Source organism: Asticcacaulis biprosthecium C19 (assembly GCF_000204015.1).
Lineage (GTDB): Bacteria > Pseudomonadota > Alphaproteobacteria > Caulobacterales > Caulobacteraceae > Asticcacaulis > Asticcacaulis biprosthecius.
In genome coordinates this window covers 2159585-2175647 of sequence record NZ_GL883077.1, presented here as the reverse complement: position 1 = coordinate 2175647, position 16063 = coordinate 2159585, and the positions used below count along the sequence as shown (strand labels likewise).

Annotated in this window: 6 protein-coding genes; 1 reads left to right on the top strand and 5 read right to left on the bottom strand. The window is 59.7% G+C overall.

From position 1 onward, the window contains the following. Positions 1 to 213: 213 nt before the first annotated feature. The 5 genes from ABI_RS24720 to ABI_RS09945 form a co-directional block, all read right to left on the bottom strand. The gene (locus ABI_RS24720; protein ID WP_006272809.1) at positions 214 to 5568 is read right to left on the bottom strand and encodes a M10 family metallopeptidase C-terminal domain-containing protein; all 5355 of its coding nucleotides are present in this window, start codon (positions 5566 to 5568) and stop codon (positions 214 to 216) included. Between the two features lie 377 nt (positions 5569 to 5945). Then, entirely contained in the window at positions 5946 to 8429 is a 2484-nt protein-coding gene (locus tag ABI_RS24715) for a M10 family metallopeptidase (RefSeq protein ID WP_006272807.1), read from the bottom strand. Between the two features lie 139 nt (positions 8430 to 8568). Beyond that, a complete protein-coding gene (locus ABI_RS25895) occupies positions 8569 to 10890 on the bottom strand; it encodes a beta strand repeat-containing protein (protein ID WP_006272806.1) in 2322 nt (773 codons plus the stop codon). Continuing rightward, positions 10887 to 13466 (bottom strand): M10 family metallopeptidase, encoded by a 2580-nt coding sequence (locus ABI_RS23575; RefSeq protein WP_157138762.1) that lies wholly within the window; start codon positions 13464 to 13466, stop codon positions 10887 to 10889. Before ABI_RS23575 ends, ABI_RS25895 begins: the two co-directional genes overlap by 4 nt. 153 nt (positions 13467 to 13619) lie before the next feature. After that, a complete protein-coding gene (locus ABI_RS09945; RefSeq protein WP_006272804.1) occupies positions 13620 to 14687 on the bottom strand; it encodes a mannose-1-phosphate guanylyltransferase/mannose-6-phosphate isomerase in 1068 nt (355 codons plus the stop codon). Positions 14688 to 14876: 189 nt separating this feature from the next. On the opposite strand from ABI_RS09945, the gene ABI_RS09940 reads away from it, so the two are divergent. After that, entirely contained in the window at positions 14877 to 16037 is a 1161-nt protein-coding gene (locus tag ABI_RS09940) for an AGE family epimerase/isomerase (RefSeq protein WP_006272803.1), read from the top strand. The last annotated feature ends 26 nt before the right edge of the window (positions 16038 to 16063 follow it).

The following is a 16063-nucleotide window of genomic DNA, read 5'->3' as shown; positions in this document are numbered from 1 at the left end:
TATAGAGAAGTCAAAGCCAAGTGCCGTCGGTATTAGACGCGCAATCCGATAAAGTGTGCATCACTTTTCGGATAAATTGCGCGACAAAACAAAAACTTAGAGCGGAGTTTTGCTTCGATCAAAACGCAGCCCGCTCTAGTAGCTCAAACACAGAGACGGGCCTTGAGGCAATTGCCCCAAGGCCCGTTCCTTGTCTACGTCAGGTATAGCCGCTTACCAAGCGATCTGAGCCTCAACATTGGCTTCGAGCGCGGTCAGGATCGTGATGATGTTGCCGCCACCAAGGTTGATAACAACATTAGCGCCGACCTGCACCACCAAGGCATTGTTGACCACACCGCCGGTGTAGGCGTTGATATTGATCAGATCGCTCTGAGCTGCGCTGAAGTCACCGATGGTGTCGGAACCGCTGGCCGCTTCGAACAGGAAGATGTCAGCGCCGAGTCCACCCGTCAGGGCGTCGTTGCCACCCTTGCCGTTGATGGTGTTGTTGCCATCATTGCCGTTCAGCGTATTGCCCAGGCTGTTGCCTGTGGCATTGATGTTGGCCGCCCCGGTCAGGGTGATGGTTTCGGCGTAACGCCCGGCCAGGCTGTAACTGACGGTCGAGTAGATCAGATCGATCCCCGCGCCACCCACTTCGGTTACGTTGTCGCCCGTGTTCTGGACATAGTAGGTGTCGTTGCCCAGGCCACCGGCCAGAACGTTGTTGGCCGAGTTACCGGTCAGGACGTTGTTCAGGTCATTGCCGGAACCGTTGATGACGGCGGCCCCGGTCAGGGTCAGGTTCTCGACATTCAACGACAGACCGTAGGTCACCGAGGATTCGACCAGATCACCGCCGGCGCCTGCGCCTTCGGTTACCGTGTCACCGGCATTGTCGACGACATAGGTGTCGTTGCCGGTGCCGCCGATCAGGTTGTCGGCGCCAAGGCCGCCATCGACGCGGTCATGGCCACTGCCACCGTCAAGAGTGTTGGCGGCGCTGTTGCCCTTAAGGACGTTGGCCAGGCCGTTACCCGTACCATTGACGGCTGCAGCGCCTTCCAGGGTCAGGTTTTCGACCTGTTTGCCGGCCAGGCTGTAGGTCAGGGCGGTGAAGATGGTGTCATTGCCCTCCCCCGCCACTTCGGTGACGACATCGCCGGCGACATTGACGTAGTAGCTGTCATTGCCCAGGCCACCCAACATGGTGTCAGCGCCCGCGGCACCATCCAGCACGTTGTTGCCGCTGTTGCCGTTCAACGTGTTACCGTTGCCGTTGCCGGTGGCATTGATATCGGCCACACCCATCAAGGTCAGGGTTTCGACCACCATGCCGGCCAGCGAATAGCTGACCGAGGCACGCACCAGGTCGTTGCCGCCGCCCGACGATTCGTTGACATCGTCGGCCGTGTTGTCGACGATATAGGTGTCGTCGCCCGCGCCACCGGTCAAAACGTCAGCACCTGCACCACCATCGATGCTGTTGGCCCCGGCCGTTCCGGTAATGGTGTCGTTACCCGAGCCGCTGATGATGTTTTCGAAATTGTCGAAATCCTCAGTGGCCGTGTCGGTCAGACCGGTCGTCAGGTCAACGAGGTAATCGCCGCCCCACAGGGTCGTATTGAGCGTGTCAATACCATCCCCGCCATCTATGACCTCGGCCCCCGCCCCAGTCAGCCCGGCATAGATGTAGTCATCACCGAGGCCACCATTGTAGGTGCCCTGGCCGGAAGAGACGATGGTGTCATCCCCGCCATTACCATTGACCGTATCCGTACCGTCGGAGAGCGCCCCAGCGTTGATCGAGTCGTTACCAGCCCCACCATTGAGCGTGTCGCTGCCGGCACCGCCAACAAGCGTATCGTCGCCGTCACCGCCCTCGATCGAGTTGGCGCCTGAGGTGCCCGTGATGGATTCGGCATCGCTGAAGCCGATGTAGTTCTCGAAATTCACCGCCGAGAAGGGACCAATTCCATCGACCCAGGCGCCCGTGTTCATGTCGAAGGTGACCGGCAGGAGCGTGCTGAAGACAAAGCTCATATCCAGCAGGTCGACACCGGTACCGCCGTCAAAGCTGCTGTTGTAGCCGAAGTTGCCGCCGACCGTATCGTTCCCGGCACCACCATTATAGACCTTAATGCCGGCAGAACTGGAATGAATAAAGTCATCGCCTGCACCACCATCGACGGTATCGTTGCCGCTGTAGCCATCGATATCGTCATTGCCGCCGCCGCCATTGATAACGTTAGCCTCAGACGTTCCAATAATAGTGTCGTTCTGATTGCCGGCATTGAAATTCTCGAAGTTGAGAATATTCAGCGTGCCATTGACCGTGGTGTAAGTGCCGGCCAAAAGATCCACTGTCGCGGTAAAATCATGCAAAGTCAGGTCCGCCGTATCGACGCCGGCCCCACCATCCCATGTGTCCCCGTAGTTGAACCCGCCGCTGATCACGTCGTCGCCGCCTTGGCCGAGATACGACCGGCTGGAGAAGGTGGTCGTACCGATCGTGTCGTTACCGGCGCCACCTTGGACCGTGTCATTACCGCCGCCGGAGTCGATCAAGTCGTTACCGTCGCCGCCGTCGATAAAGTTGGCGCCGTTCGTGCCGAAATAGCTTTGGTCACCACCGGCCCCAAGCACGTTCTCGAAATTGAGAATGGTCTCGCTACCACTGCCATCGGTATAGAGACCCGTAGCCAGGTTGATAGTAGCGCCGGTCAGATTGGTAAATCCGCTGATATCGTACGTGTCGATGCCTGCGCCACCGTCCAGCGAGTCATAGCCAAAGCCGCCGTCAATTGTGTCATTGCCGGCACCGCCATTGATGACGTTAACACCAAACGTGCCGGTCAGGCTGTCATTGCCCGCGCCGGTGGTCAGGTTTTCAAATCCGGTAAACGACTCGCCAACGAAATTCGTCAGCCCGGTCGCCAGATTGATGGTGTAAGCCAAACTCCACGACGTCGTATCCAACAGATCCGTCCCCGAACCGCCGATCATGGTTTCATTGCCAATGCCTGCGAACGCGGTATCGTTGCCCGTACCGCCGTCGTAGGTGCCGCTGTCGCCGCTGGAGGTGATGACGTCATTGCCGTCCTGCCCATTAACGATATCGGCCCCGGCACCGCCCAGAAGGGTGTCGTTGCCCGTACCGCCGTTGAGCGTATCGATACCAGCGCCGCCATAGAGGGCATCATGCCCGCCAAGACCGTTGATACTGTCATTGCCGCCATTGCCGTAGAGCGCGTTGACAGCATCGCTGCCGTTGATCGTGTCGTTTTGATCGCCAGCGTTGACGTTTTCAAAGTTCAGGATGTTCTGTGTCCCGCCCCCAGTGGTGTAGGTTCCCGTCACCAGATTATAGGTCGCAACAAAATTATGCAGTGTCATGTCGACCATGTCGACACCGGTGCTGCCGTCCCATGTTCCGCCATATTGGAAACCGCCACCGACAGTATCGTTTCCGGATCCACCGTTCAGCGAATGGTTGGCGAAATTGGTGTTCCAGATATAGTCATCGCCGCCCTGGCCAAAGATCGTATCGGCACCGCCGCCTCCGCCCAGCAGGACGTTGTTGAAGCTGTTACCATAGATAAGGTTAGCGGCGCTGTTGCCAGTACCGTCAAAATTACCCGTGCCGAGCAGCGTCAGGTTCTCGAAATTCGCCAGAAGGGTATAGCTGAAATAGGCATAGACCAGGTCGGTACCTTCGCTCGCGGCCTCGACCACGATATCGCCGGCCTCTTCCAGGACATAGGTATCGTTGCCCGTGTCACCCACCATGCTGTCATTGCCGGTGCCACCGCTCAGATAGTCATTTCCGCTTTCGCCACGCAGCGTATCCAGCCCGGTGCTCGCGATCAGGAAGTCGTTGCCGTCATAGCCATACATGAAGTCATTGCCGTCACCGCCATAGACGCTGTCATTGCCGATCCAGCCATCCAGCGTGTCGTTGCCGGCCTCGCCGTAGAGCAAATCGTTGCCATCGTCGCCGAAGACGGTGTCATTGCCGCCATTGCCATGGATGACATTGTTAACATCGTTGCCGATGATATTATCGTTGCCGGAACCGCCATTGGCGTTTTCGATCAGCGAACGCAGGTCACCATTGTACAGCAGGGCGTTGGCGATATTGCCCGGCGCCGCGACATAGGTGGCGCTAAGCGGCCGCAGGTCAGCCAACTGGAGGCTGTTCATGGTCGACCAGCCACCCGGTGTCAGGTCGATGGTCTGGTTGGTGGTGTAGTTGTCAAAGTCGTAAGTGTCGACGCCGCCGCCATCCCAGATGGTCCGGAAGATCTTGCCGACATTGTTGACCGCATCGAAAGTCGGCGTTTCCTGGCCAACGCCATTGATCGACATCCGGCCAGTGATCGAATTGAACGTGTAGACGGTATCCGTCGGATGGGCTTCAGGCGAAGTGAAGTCCGCGCCATACATGTATTGCAGAGCGGCAATATCGTTCTGCATGAAGGTCTGCGGCTGGTTGAACTGGTCGCCCTGGAAGCTGGGATTACCGCCGGGGTTGTTACCCGGGTCTGAGCGATAGGTCATGATCGAATAGGCCCAGCTATCATGGCTGGCCGGCAGGGCGCGCGTACCGAAACGCGGCCCGGGACCGTCGAGATAGCCGCCAACCGTCAGGTCGAAACCAGTATAGTCCTGGTGACCGTGCTTCAGCCCCATGGCATGCCCGATCTCGTGCATGATGGTCGCCTGACCCCAGTTCCCGATCTGCGGTGTCAGGTAGAAAGGCTGGCCCGTCATGCCGAACCAAATGTCACCATCCCAACTGTCGGAACCCGGGAAGTTCCCTTCCGCTGACCCCAGCGACGCATCGGTCGTCTGCGACATACGGATGGTCGCAGGCGTGGCCAGCGATGGCGCGATCTCGTTGACAAACGTGCTGACGTAGCCCCGCATCAGGGTCAACATCGCATATTCCCCCGCCGTCTGCTGGGCCGCATTGAAGGCGACGTGGCTGGTCAGATAGCCGGGATCGTAATAGGGCGTCGCATATTGGGCGCCTGAGGTTGGGAAGCTGAAAGTGATCGTGCTCAGCGTCCACCGCGACCCGAACAGGACGGCGTCAATATCCTGGTTGCCGGTAAATTCGTAGCGGTTATCGACCGCATCGAAGTGATAGTCGGTCAGAAGTTCCGACGTCCCGGCGCCGGAGCCCTTGCCAACCCCACGCCCGGCGTCGGCTGCTGCGACCTCTTCGGCCGTAAACCTCCCGCCAGTTCCATTGGTTCCACCGGCACAGAGTCCGCAACTGCAGAAAACATAACCACTCGTCAGGGTGCTGGATGAGTCGCCCTCGGGAGCACCAGACAATTCGTTAGCTGGCGCGGAGTGCAACTCACTGGCCGGGCCTACGGAAGCCCCGCCATTCAGCGAGGACACCGCCCCGGACACAACCGGACCGCGGGCGCCAAATTCGAAACCGGGCGCGTCCAGCCCAGCCAGGACCGGCGCAGGAACGGCTACCGCCAGTACCTTGCCAACTGAAGAACCGCTTTGAAGGATTCCGGAGGCCGCGCCGGCCCCCTCGAAATCAAGACCGAAACGCACGCGCATGGGAGCCACCCTGTTGAAAATGTGGAGAAAAACTAACGAACTCGAAAAATACGCTTACACCCCTACTTGCCCCGGGCGGACCATACACCCGAGAACAAGGGTCTTGGAAGGCGTTTTTTATCAAAACCTCCACAAACAGGTCGCATTTTCGCCTTGGATATTGAATTTCCGAAACATTTTTTTTCGCATTTTGACCTAACGTAAAATTAGCCTTACCGGATTTTTACAATATTGATTCTTTTCGCCATTCCGGCGAATCCGGCGACCTGGCGCGCCACGCGATGCGTTCCTGTGCGGCCGCCATCGGATAAAAAAAGGGCTTCGAGACCGACGCCTCGAAGCCCCATCATCCGTGTCCAGATGGAAACACTATGAGACTACCAGATCATCCGAGCCTCAACGACATACTCCGCAATGCTCAGGACCGTTATGACATTGCCGCCGCCTAAATCGACCACCACATTGGCACCGCTCTGCACGACGATGGCGTTGTTCGCCACCCCATGGGTATAGGCGTTGACATTGATCCGGTCGCCCGTGCTCAGGTCGGTCACCGTGTCCCGACCGCTGCCGGCATCAAACATAAAGACATCCGTCCCGCCGCCACCGGTCAGCGTATCCATCCCACCACCACCATTGAGGATATTGATACCGTTATTGCCGGTCAGGCTGTTGTTGAGCGAATTACCGGTACCGTTGATATTGCCGTTCCCGGTCAGGATCAGCACCTCCGCCGCCCGGCCGAAGAAGGAATAGGTCACCGAACTGAAGACCGTATCGGTGCCCTGCAGGTGCTGTTCTACGACATTGTCCTGGAGGTGGTCGACGTAATAGGTGTCATTCCCCAGCCCTCCCACCATCCGGTCGCCACCGGCGCCACCGTCCAGCCGGTTGTTGCCGAAGTTCCCGTTCAGGACATTGTTCAACGAATTGCCGGTCGCCCTCAGATTCTCGGTGCCGGTCAGGATAAGCGTTTCCACGGCCCGCCCAAACAACGAATAGCTGGCCGAGGATATCACCGTGTCGTCGCCCTGGAAGTGCAGTTCGTCCACCCGGGCCCATTCTGAGTCGATGATATAGGTGTCGTTGCCCAGCCCTCCGGTCAGGGTGTCGCCACCGCCGCCGCCGTCCAACCAGTTATTGCCGTCTGTACCCCGGATGACATTGTAATCGCTGTTGCCCGTACCACTGAGGTTGCCGCTTCCCACGAGCGTGAGGTTTTCGTATCCGTCCGCCAGCGTATAAGAGAACGGCGCGTAGATCCAGTCGTTGCCGCCGGTCCACAGCACCTCCACCGTTATGTCACCCACATCATCGAGCACATAGGTGTCATTGCCCGACCCACCGACCATGCTGTCGGCCCCGGCCCCGCCGTGGAGATAGTCGTTACCGGCTTCGCCGTTGATCGTGTCGTTGTCGTTGCCGCCACTGAGAAAGTCGTTGCCGGAATAGCCCCACAGAGTGTCGGTCCCGTCGCCGCCAACCAGAGTGTCAGCTCCACTCCAGCCGTCGAGATAGTCGTTGCCTGCGTCGCCGGAGAGCAGGTCGTCGCCTTTATAGGCATACAGGCGATCATTGCCATCGTTGCCGTGTAACTGATTGCCGCCGTCGTTACCCGAGATCGTGTCCTGGCCCGCCCCGCCGTTGGCGTTCTCGATCAGTGACCGGGTGTCGTTGTTATACAGGAGAGCATTGGCGATATTGCCCGGTGCATTGACCGTAACTTCGGCGTCCAGCGGACGCAGTTCGGCCAGTTGTACCGCGTTCATCGTCGACCAGGCGCCGGGATCGAGATTGATCGTCTGGTTGTTGCTGAAGTTAGAGAAATCGTAGGTGTCGATGCCGTTACCGTCCCAGATGGTGCGGAAGATCTTGCCGACGCCACCGTTCTGCGTCGGCACGGCCTGGGCAGCGCCGTTGATGAACATCTGGCCGGTGGCGGCGTCGAAGGAGTAGATCGTATTCCCGGCCTGGGTCGTGAAATCGGCGCCGTAGAGATACTGCAAGGCTGCAATATCGTTCTGCATATAGGTCTGGGGCTGATTGAACCCGTCGCCCTGGAAGCTGGGATTTTCGCCGGCATTGTTGTTGGGGTCGGAACGCGCCGTCATCACCGAATAGGCCCAACTGTCGTGCTGTGTGGCCAGGGCGCGCGTGCCGTAACGCGGTCCCGGACCGTCGACATAACCGCCTGCCGTCAGGTCGACGGTTGTGTAATCCTCATGACCGTGCTTCAGACCCAGGCTGTGACCGATCTCGTGCAACAGCACGGCCATGCCCCAGTTGCCGGCCTGCGGTGTCGTATAAAAGGGCTGGCTCGATGTGGTCAGCCAGATATCCCCGTCCCAACTGTCGGAACCCGGAAAATTGCCGTCGGCGGTAACGAGACTGGCGTCGCCGGTCTGCGACAGGCGGATATTGGCGTGAGTGTCGGCAGTTTCGGCAATTTCGCTGAAGGTCAGCAGGGTGTAGCCGTCGACCAGCCCCAAGGCGTAACGCGCACCGGCCTGCTGGGCGCCGTTGAAGGCGACGTGACTGGCCAAGTAGCCACTGTCATAATAGGGCGTCTGGTACACCGCACCCGACGTCGGGAAGCTGAAGGTCAGGTTGGTTACCGTCCATTTCGAGCCAATCAGCACGGCGTCGATATCCTGGACGCCGCTGAACTCGTAACGGTTGTCGCCGGCGTCGAAGGTCTGGGCTACCCAGGTCGTCATTCCTGGTCCGGAACTCTGATTGATCCCCCCCGAAGCGATCGCAGACGGCTTTGCCGCCGCGAGTACAGGGGCAGGCGCAGGCGCCGCGATCGCCAGGCCGGACATGCCAGCGTCTTCATTTTCCAGACCGAAACGCACGCGCATGGACTCCATCCTGTCAAATGAGAACGAAAAAGCGAACCGCCAGGCTCTGCCCGCAGCATATAACCGCGATCGGCGTTTCGGAAAGGTTTAACGGAAAGGTTTACGCGCTTAAAGCATAAGGACCCCGAGACGGAAAACCTCAGGGCCCGCCATGTGCCGAGAGCCTGCTGTTACCACACCATCTGCGCTTCGACATTGGCCTCCAGCGCGTTGATAACGGTGATGGTGTTGCCGCCCCCAGAGTGATCAGAACATTGCTGCCGCTCTGGGTAACGATGGCGTAGTTGACCACGCCACCAGTATAGGCGTTGATATTGATGATGTCGCTCTGAGCGGCGCTGAAATCGTGGATCTTGTCCACGCCGCTTCCGGCTTCGAACAGGAAGATGTCCGCGCCCAGACCGCCACTCAGATTGTCGTTACCGCCTTTGCCGTTGATCAGGTTGTTCCCGCTGTTGCCATTCAGCGTATTGCCCAGGCTGTTGCCCGTGGCGTTGATATTGGCGGCCCCGGTCAGGGTGATGGTTTCGGCATAACGCCCGGCCAGGCTGTAGCTGACGGTCGAGTAGATGAGGTCAGTGCCCGCGCCGCCCGCTTCGACGACATTGTCGCCCGTGTTCTGGACATAGTAGGTGTCGTTGCCCAGGCCACCGGCCAGAATGTTGTTGGCCGAGTTGCCCGTCAGCACGTTGTTCAGGTCGTTGCCTGTGCCGTTGATGGCGGCCGCACCGGTCAGGGTCAGGTTCTCGACATTGACCGACAGTCCGTAGGTGACCGAGGATTCGACCAGATCTCCGCCGGCACCAGCGCCTTCGGTCACCGTGTCACCGGCATTGTCGACGACATAGGTATCATTGCCCGTACCGCCGATCAGGTTGTCAGCGCCAAGGCCGCCATCGACGCGGTCATGGCCGCTACCGCCGTCCAGGGTGTTGACCGCGCTGTTGCCCTTGAGGATGTTGGCCAGGCCGTTCCCCGTACCATTGACGGCCGCCGCACCTTCCAGGGTGAGGTTTTCGACCTGCTTGCCGGCCAGGCTGTAGGTCAGGGCGGTGAAGATGGTGTCAGTGCCCTCCCCAGCCACTTCAGTGACAACATCGCTGGCGACGCTGACATAGTAGCTGTCATCGCCCAGGCCGCCCAACATGGTGTCGCTGCCCGCGGCACCATCCAGCACATTGTTACCGCTGTTGCCGGTCAAGGTATTGCCCAGACCGTTGCCTGTGGCCACGACCGCCGATCCCAATAGGATCAGTTGCTCGGCATTGGCACCGGCCAGCGAGAAGGAGACCGAAGACCGCACCAGGTCGGTCCCCTTGCCGGACGCCTCAATGATGCGGTCGGCAGCGTTGTCGACGACATAGGTGTCGTTGCCATCGCCGCCATCCATCGTGTCCGCGCCGGCGCCACCGTCGATCCAGTTGGCGCCGGCCGTGCCGATATAGCTTTGATTGCCTGCAGCGCCCCAGACGTTCTCGAAGTTCAGGATCGTTTCGATGGACACGCCGTCGCTGTAGGCGCCACTCTGCAAGTCGACCACGACACTGGCGACGCCTGTATCCACCCCGCTATAGTCCACAGTATCGATGCCGTTGCCGCCGTCGAGCGAGTCATAACCCATCCCGCCATCAATCGTGTCGTTGCCGTCGCCGCCGTTGATGATGTTGACGCCGTCCGTGCCCACGACCGCCTCAGCCCCACCGGCACCGTCATAGCTTTCGAAATTGACCGCGGTAAAACTGCCGAATCCGTCGTTCCAGACCCCAGTCACCATGTCGAAGGTGACGTCACCAAACGTCTCCACCACCCAACTCATATCCAGCAGGTCGCTATCTGCCCCGCCGTCGAACTGGCTGCCATAGTCAAAACTGCCATCGACCGTGTCGTTACCCGAGCCGCCGTCATAGGTGTTGCCCCCGCCAAGCGCGGTATGAAACCGATCGTTGCCACTGCCACCCAGCAGGGTATCATTGCCTGAACCGCCATCGATATCATCATCGCCACCATTGGCTTCGATGCGATTATTGCCGCCCGTGCCGATGAGCGTGTCGTTCTGGTTTCCGGCGATCAGGTGCTCGAAGTTCAAAATATTGAGTGTACCGCCGCTGGTGGCGTAGGTGCCCGCGGCCAGGTCGATCACAGCCGAAAAATTGTGCAAGGTCATGTCTGCCGTGTCGATGTCGGCGCCGGCATCCCAGACATTGCCGTACGAAAAGCCACCGCCAAGAGTGTCATTGCCATTGCCGCCGTAATAGGTCCGACTGCCAAAGATAGCCGACACCAGATAGTCGTTGCCGTCCTCGCCATAGACCGTGTCACTCCCGACAGCGGCTTCAACACGGTCATTGCCTGCACCGGCCTGGATCAGGTTGCTCCCGCCCGTGCCAGTGATGGTGTCGTTGCCTGCGCCGGTCGTAACGTTCTCAAAACCGGTAAACGACTCGCCGAGGAAGTTGGTCACCCCGTGGCGAGGTTGATGTTGTAGGCGCCACTATAGGACGCCGTGTTCAGCAGATCCGTATCGGCCCCGCCGATCAGGGTCTCATTGCTACCCAGCCCGGCAGTGAGGGTGTCATTGCCGGTGCCGCCGTCATAAGTACCCGCACCTGATGAGGTCAGGGCGTCATTGCCGTCGTCGCCGTACAGCACATCCCCCGCCGAAGCATAGGTGCCAGCAGTGAGGATATCGCTGCCCGTACCGCCACGCAGGCTATCGTCGCCGGCTCCGCCATTGACGATATCGCTTCCACCTTCGGCATAGACGGTATCATTGCCGGCATTGCTGTTGATCGTGTTATTGGCACCGTTGCCGGTGATGGCATTATTGCCCGAGCCGCTATTCACGTGTTCGAAGCCGGTGAACGACTCGCCGGCAAAGCTGGTCGCACCGGTGTTCAGGTTGATATCATAGGCGCCGGTCGTTCCGGTCGCATCCAGAAAGTCAATACCGTCGCCGCCGATCAGAGTCTCGTTGCTGCCGCTACCGGCATAGACCGTATCATTGCCCGTGCCGGCGTCATAATAGCCGGCGCTGGAGGAACTGATGACGTCATCGCCGCCCAGGCCGTAAACCGTGTCGAAGCCACCGGCACCGTTCAGTTGATTGCCGCCACTATTGCCGTAAATCAGGTTATTGGCGGCATTACCGGTGGCGCTGAAACCGACACTTCCCAGCAGCGTGAGATTCTCAAAATGGCTGGCCAGGGTGAAGTTGACGCTGGCATAAACCAGGTCGATCCCGCCGCCATTGAGTTCCACGACGACGTCGAAGACCGAGTCGACAACAAAGCTGTCGTTGCCACTGCCGCCGGTCAGGCTGTCTATGCCCGTGCCACCATTGAGGTAGTCGTTGCCGTCGTCACCGGACAGGGTGTCGTCGCCGTCTTCACCGTCAATATAGTCATTCCCGATGCCGCCCACCGCCGCATCCTGATCGAGACCGGCATAAATCGTGTCGTTGCCGGTGGCCCCGTCCAGATAGTCGTTGCCGCCCTCGCCGCTCAGACTGTCGTCGCCGACTGCCGCGCTCAGCGTGTCGTTGCCCGTGCCGCCGAACAAGCTGTCATGGCCATCGCCGCTGAGTAGCTGGTCATTGCCGCCATTGCCGTGCAGAGCGTTATTGGCCAGATTGCCGAACAGAAAGTCATTGCCCGACCCACCATTGGCGTTCTCGATCAGCGACCGCGTGTCGTTATTGTAAAGCAGGGCATTGGCGACATTGCCCGGCGGGGTCGGGTTTTCAAAATATAACGGGTACAGGTCAGCTAGTTGCGCGGCATTCATCATCGACCAGCCGCCGGGCGCCAGGTCGATCGTCTGGTTGCCGGTGAAGTTGCTGAAATCGTAGGTGTCGATGCCGTTACCGTCCCAGATGGTGCGGAAAATCTTGCCGCCGTTATTCCTTAGGGAATCTTGCGCCGGCATGCCCTGGCTGACTCCGTTGATAAACATCTCGCCGGTAAAGTTATTAAAAGTGTAAGTCGAGTTGCTGGCATTGTGGCCGAAATAGGCCCCGTACATGTACTGCAGCGCGGCGATATCGTTCTGCATAAAGGTCTGAGGCTGGTTGAACGCATCGCCCTGAAAGGAGGGATCTCCCACCGACGGTGATGAACGGTAGGTCATCAGCGACCATGCCCAGCCATCGTGGGCTGCCGGCAGCGCCCGCGTGCCGTAGCGCGGTCCGGGGCCATCGATATAGCCACCGATCGTCAGATCCAGGGTTGTGTAGTCGCTGTGACCATGCTTCAGGCCCAGCGAATGGCCAATTTCATGCAGGAGCGTGGCCTGGCCCCAGTTACCGATCTGCGGCGTTTCGTAGAACGGCTCATTGCCCCATTTCCCCATCCAGATGTCGCCATCCCACGTCTCCGAGCCCGGGAAATTGGCTTCGGCCGATTCCAGGTTGCTCGAGTCGTTCTGCGCTATCCTTATGTTGCCATGGGTGGTGGCGCTCTCCGTCACCTCGGTGAAGCTCAGCAGGGTGTAGCCATAGACCAGGCTCAGCGCGTAACGCGCGCCGGCCTTCTGCAGGGTATTCAATACCTCAAACGTATCGAGATAGGTCTGATCGTAATACGGCGTCTGATAGAAGGCGGCATCGGTCGGGAAGCTGTAGGTCAGGTTGGTCGTCGTCCACTTGGTCCCGAACAGGACGGCGTCGATATCCTGGTTGCCGCTGAATTCGTAGCGATTGTCGACCGCATCGAAAACCTGCGTCAACCGCGCCGTCAGCCCGGCCCCGGAGCTTTCGTTGAGGCTCCCGGTACTGTGATAGCTACGCGGGGTGCCACCGTCGCGGACAGTGAGCAAGAGAGGCGACGCGTCGTCCGCGGCGCTGACCGGCGCAGGTTTCATTGCGGTTTCCGTCCATGAGGGCACTGAGACCGCAGACGTATCCCGTCCCAAAACTAAGGCCTGGACGGGTGCCAGAGCCGGCGTCGCCGCGACGGGCGCCAGGACCTTGGCCGAGGGTGCAGGGTTGAGCGTAAGGCCCGTCGTCCAGACGGAACCGTCGAAATCCAGACCAAAACGCATGAGGCCACCTTATTGAATATATGCAGAAAAAACGACGGTCTTAGTATCAGCCACGCAACAATACCCGGCCCCGCCGGTGACCTTACACCGCAGAACCGGGTTACCGGAAGCACATTTTCTTGAGCTACGCTAAATGGGGAACGGCCGCCGGCGTCAAACCTTACCCAGCAAGCCCTTGGCCGCTTCTGCCGCTTTCTTGACGTCTTGGGCCCGCGATATCGGCGCCACCAGGATACCGGCGGGTGTCGAGATGACCATGACGTCGGTCATGCCGATCAGCGCCACCACCGGCCCACCCTCATTACGGACCAGGCAATTGGCGGAATCGATGGCTATGGCGTCGCCCTTGATATGGTTGGCCTGGTCGTCCTTGTCGCCCAGCCGCCACAGCTCGGCAAAACCACCGACATCCGCCCAGCCGATATCGCAGGGGATCACCGCCGACCGTGTCGTTTTTTCCATCACCGCATAGTCGACCGAGATCGACGGCACGGCCGCGAAATCGGCCGCATCCAGCCGCACGGCGGATTCGTCGCGTTCGGCCGATTCATACGCCTTGCGGCATTGCGCCATCACCTCCGGGGCGTGGCGCTCCAGCTCTTCCAGCATGACCTGAGGCGAGAACAGGAAGATGCCTGCGTTCCAGACGTGACGGCCGCCTTCGACATATTGCGTCGCCGTTGCCATGTCGGGCTTTTCGAGGAAGCGCTCGATTTCGTAGATGCCGTCGGACAATTCGTCCCCGCGGGCGATGTAGCCAAAACCGGTTTCCGGATGACTGGGCGTAATGCCAAAGGTAACGATGCGCGATTTCGCCGTTTCATAAGCTGCCGCAATGGCGTCGTCGAAGGCCGCCGGGCGTGCAATAACATGGTCGGCCGGCACCAGCAGCACCAGCGCGTCAGGCGCCAGATCGTCGCCGGCCAGGGCAGCCATAGCGGCCACCGCTGCCGTATTACGTCCGAAGGGTTCCAGGATTACCGCCTGGGCCGGCTTGTCGATCTGCTCCAGTTGCTCGCGAACCAGGTCGTAATGCCCCTGGCCGCAAATCACCACGGGATGAAGGTAGTTGTCACCGACCAGACGCAGCGCAGTTTCCTGGATCATGGTATTGTCGGTGGCCAGGGCATGGAACTGCTTCGGCGCATTGGGCGTGGACAACGGCCACAGGCGCGTACCGGAGCCGCCCGACATGATGACGGGTAGGATGGAGTTCGACATACAGGGTTCCTCAGACGCCTCTGAATAGAGGATAGGTCATGTCTTTTCCATGGCGGATCGACGCATAATTTTTCGATGCCGCCGTTTGCAGGAAATGTAAGCGTGGTGTCATTGCGCCCTGCGGACTTGCTCCCTTATTTTCTATTGTGCTACGCAACATAAACCTCTTTCCTGAACCGCGAGCCTCCCATGTCCGACCTTGCCCAGCGCCTGACCTCCACCCAGACCTCCCTGCGCCAATGGCTGTTCGACAAGGCCCTGCCGATCTGGTGGGAAGTCGGCGGCGACCGCGAAAAAGGCGGCTTCTACGAAAAGATCAATCTTGATGGTACGCCCTGCGATGTCGACCGCCGCACTCGCGTCGCCGCCCGTCAGGTCTATTCCTACGCCCTCGCCAAGACCATGGGCTACGAAGGCGAAACCGACCGCCCGATCGACCAGGGCCTGGCCTGGCTGAGCGGCCCGGCGCGCAATCCCGAAAACGGCTATCTCTACGCCGTGCTGAAACCCGATGGCGAGGTCGTCAAGGGCGAGTTCGACTTCTACGACCATGCCTTTGCCATGCTTGCCTATGCCTCGGCCTTCGCGGTGCGAAAGGATCCGACGCTGGAAGCCGCCGGCACGGCCATCCGCGACGCCATTGTCCGCGACTATTCGCACCCGATTCGCGGCTTCGAAGAGTCGAATCCGCGCACCCTCCCCCTCAAAACTAACCCGCACATGCACATGTTCGAAGCCTGCCTGGCCTGGTTGGAAGCCGGCGGCGATGACGAATGGAAGCGGATCGCTGCCATGATCGCCGACCTGTGCCTTGACAAGTTCCTGCATCCCGAAACCGGCTCGCTGCGCGAATACTTCGACGGCGACTGGAACCCGATCGAAGGCGAGATGGGCCGCATCATCGAACCCGGCCACCAGTTCGAGTGGGGCTGGCTGCTGCTGCGCTGGACGAAGATGACGGGTGATGCGAAATACGCCAAGGCCGCCCACAGACTGATCGCCATCGCCCAGGACTATGGCACCGATCCCGTCCGCAACGCCACTGTGTTCGAACTGTGGGACGACTTCTCGGTCAAGGACAACAAGTCGCGCCTTTGGGCCCAGACCGAGCGCATGAAGGCCTATGTCAAGTTGGCCGACGCCGCCACGACCCCGGCCGAATGCGAGGCCGCCATCGCCGGCGCCGTGTCAGGCGCTGAAGGTCTGCAACTCTATTTCAACGCCGACATCGAGGGCCTTTACAGCGACCGCATGCGCCCCGACGGCACGTTCGAAACCGAGCCCGCCCCGGCCAGCACGCTGTACCATATCATCTGCGCCATCGATGAACTGGCGACCTTGAGCCTGTAAATCAGTCTCATTTGAAACCTTCTTGA

Bases quoted from the DNA above. Each gene is read 5' to 3' on its own strand.
- ABI_RS09940 (WP_006272803.1), top strand. From the start codon at position 14,877: ATGTCCGACCTTGCCCAGCGCCTGACCTCCACCCAGACCTCCCTGCGC.
- ABI_RS23575 (WP_157138762.1), bottom strand. From the start codon at position 13,466: ATGCGTTTTGGTCTGGATTTCGACGGTTCCGTCTGGACGACGGGCCTT.
- ABI_RS24715 (WP_006272807.1), bottom strand. From the start codon at position 8,429: ATGCGCGTGCGTTTCGGTCTGGAAAATGAAGACGCTGGCATGTCCGGC.
- ABI_RS09945 (WP_006272804.1), bottom strand. From the start codon at position 14,687: ATGTCGAACTCCATCCTACCCGTCATCATGTCGGGCGGCTCCGGTACG.
- ABI_RS24720 (WP_006272809.1), bottom strand. From the start codon at position 5,568: ATGCGCGTGCGTTTCGGTCTTGATTTCGAGGGGGCCGGCGCGGCCTCC.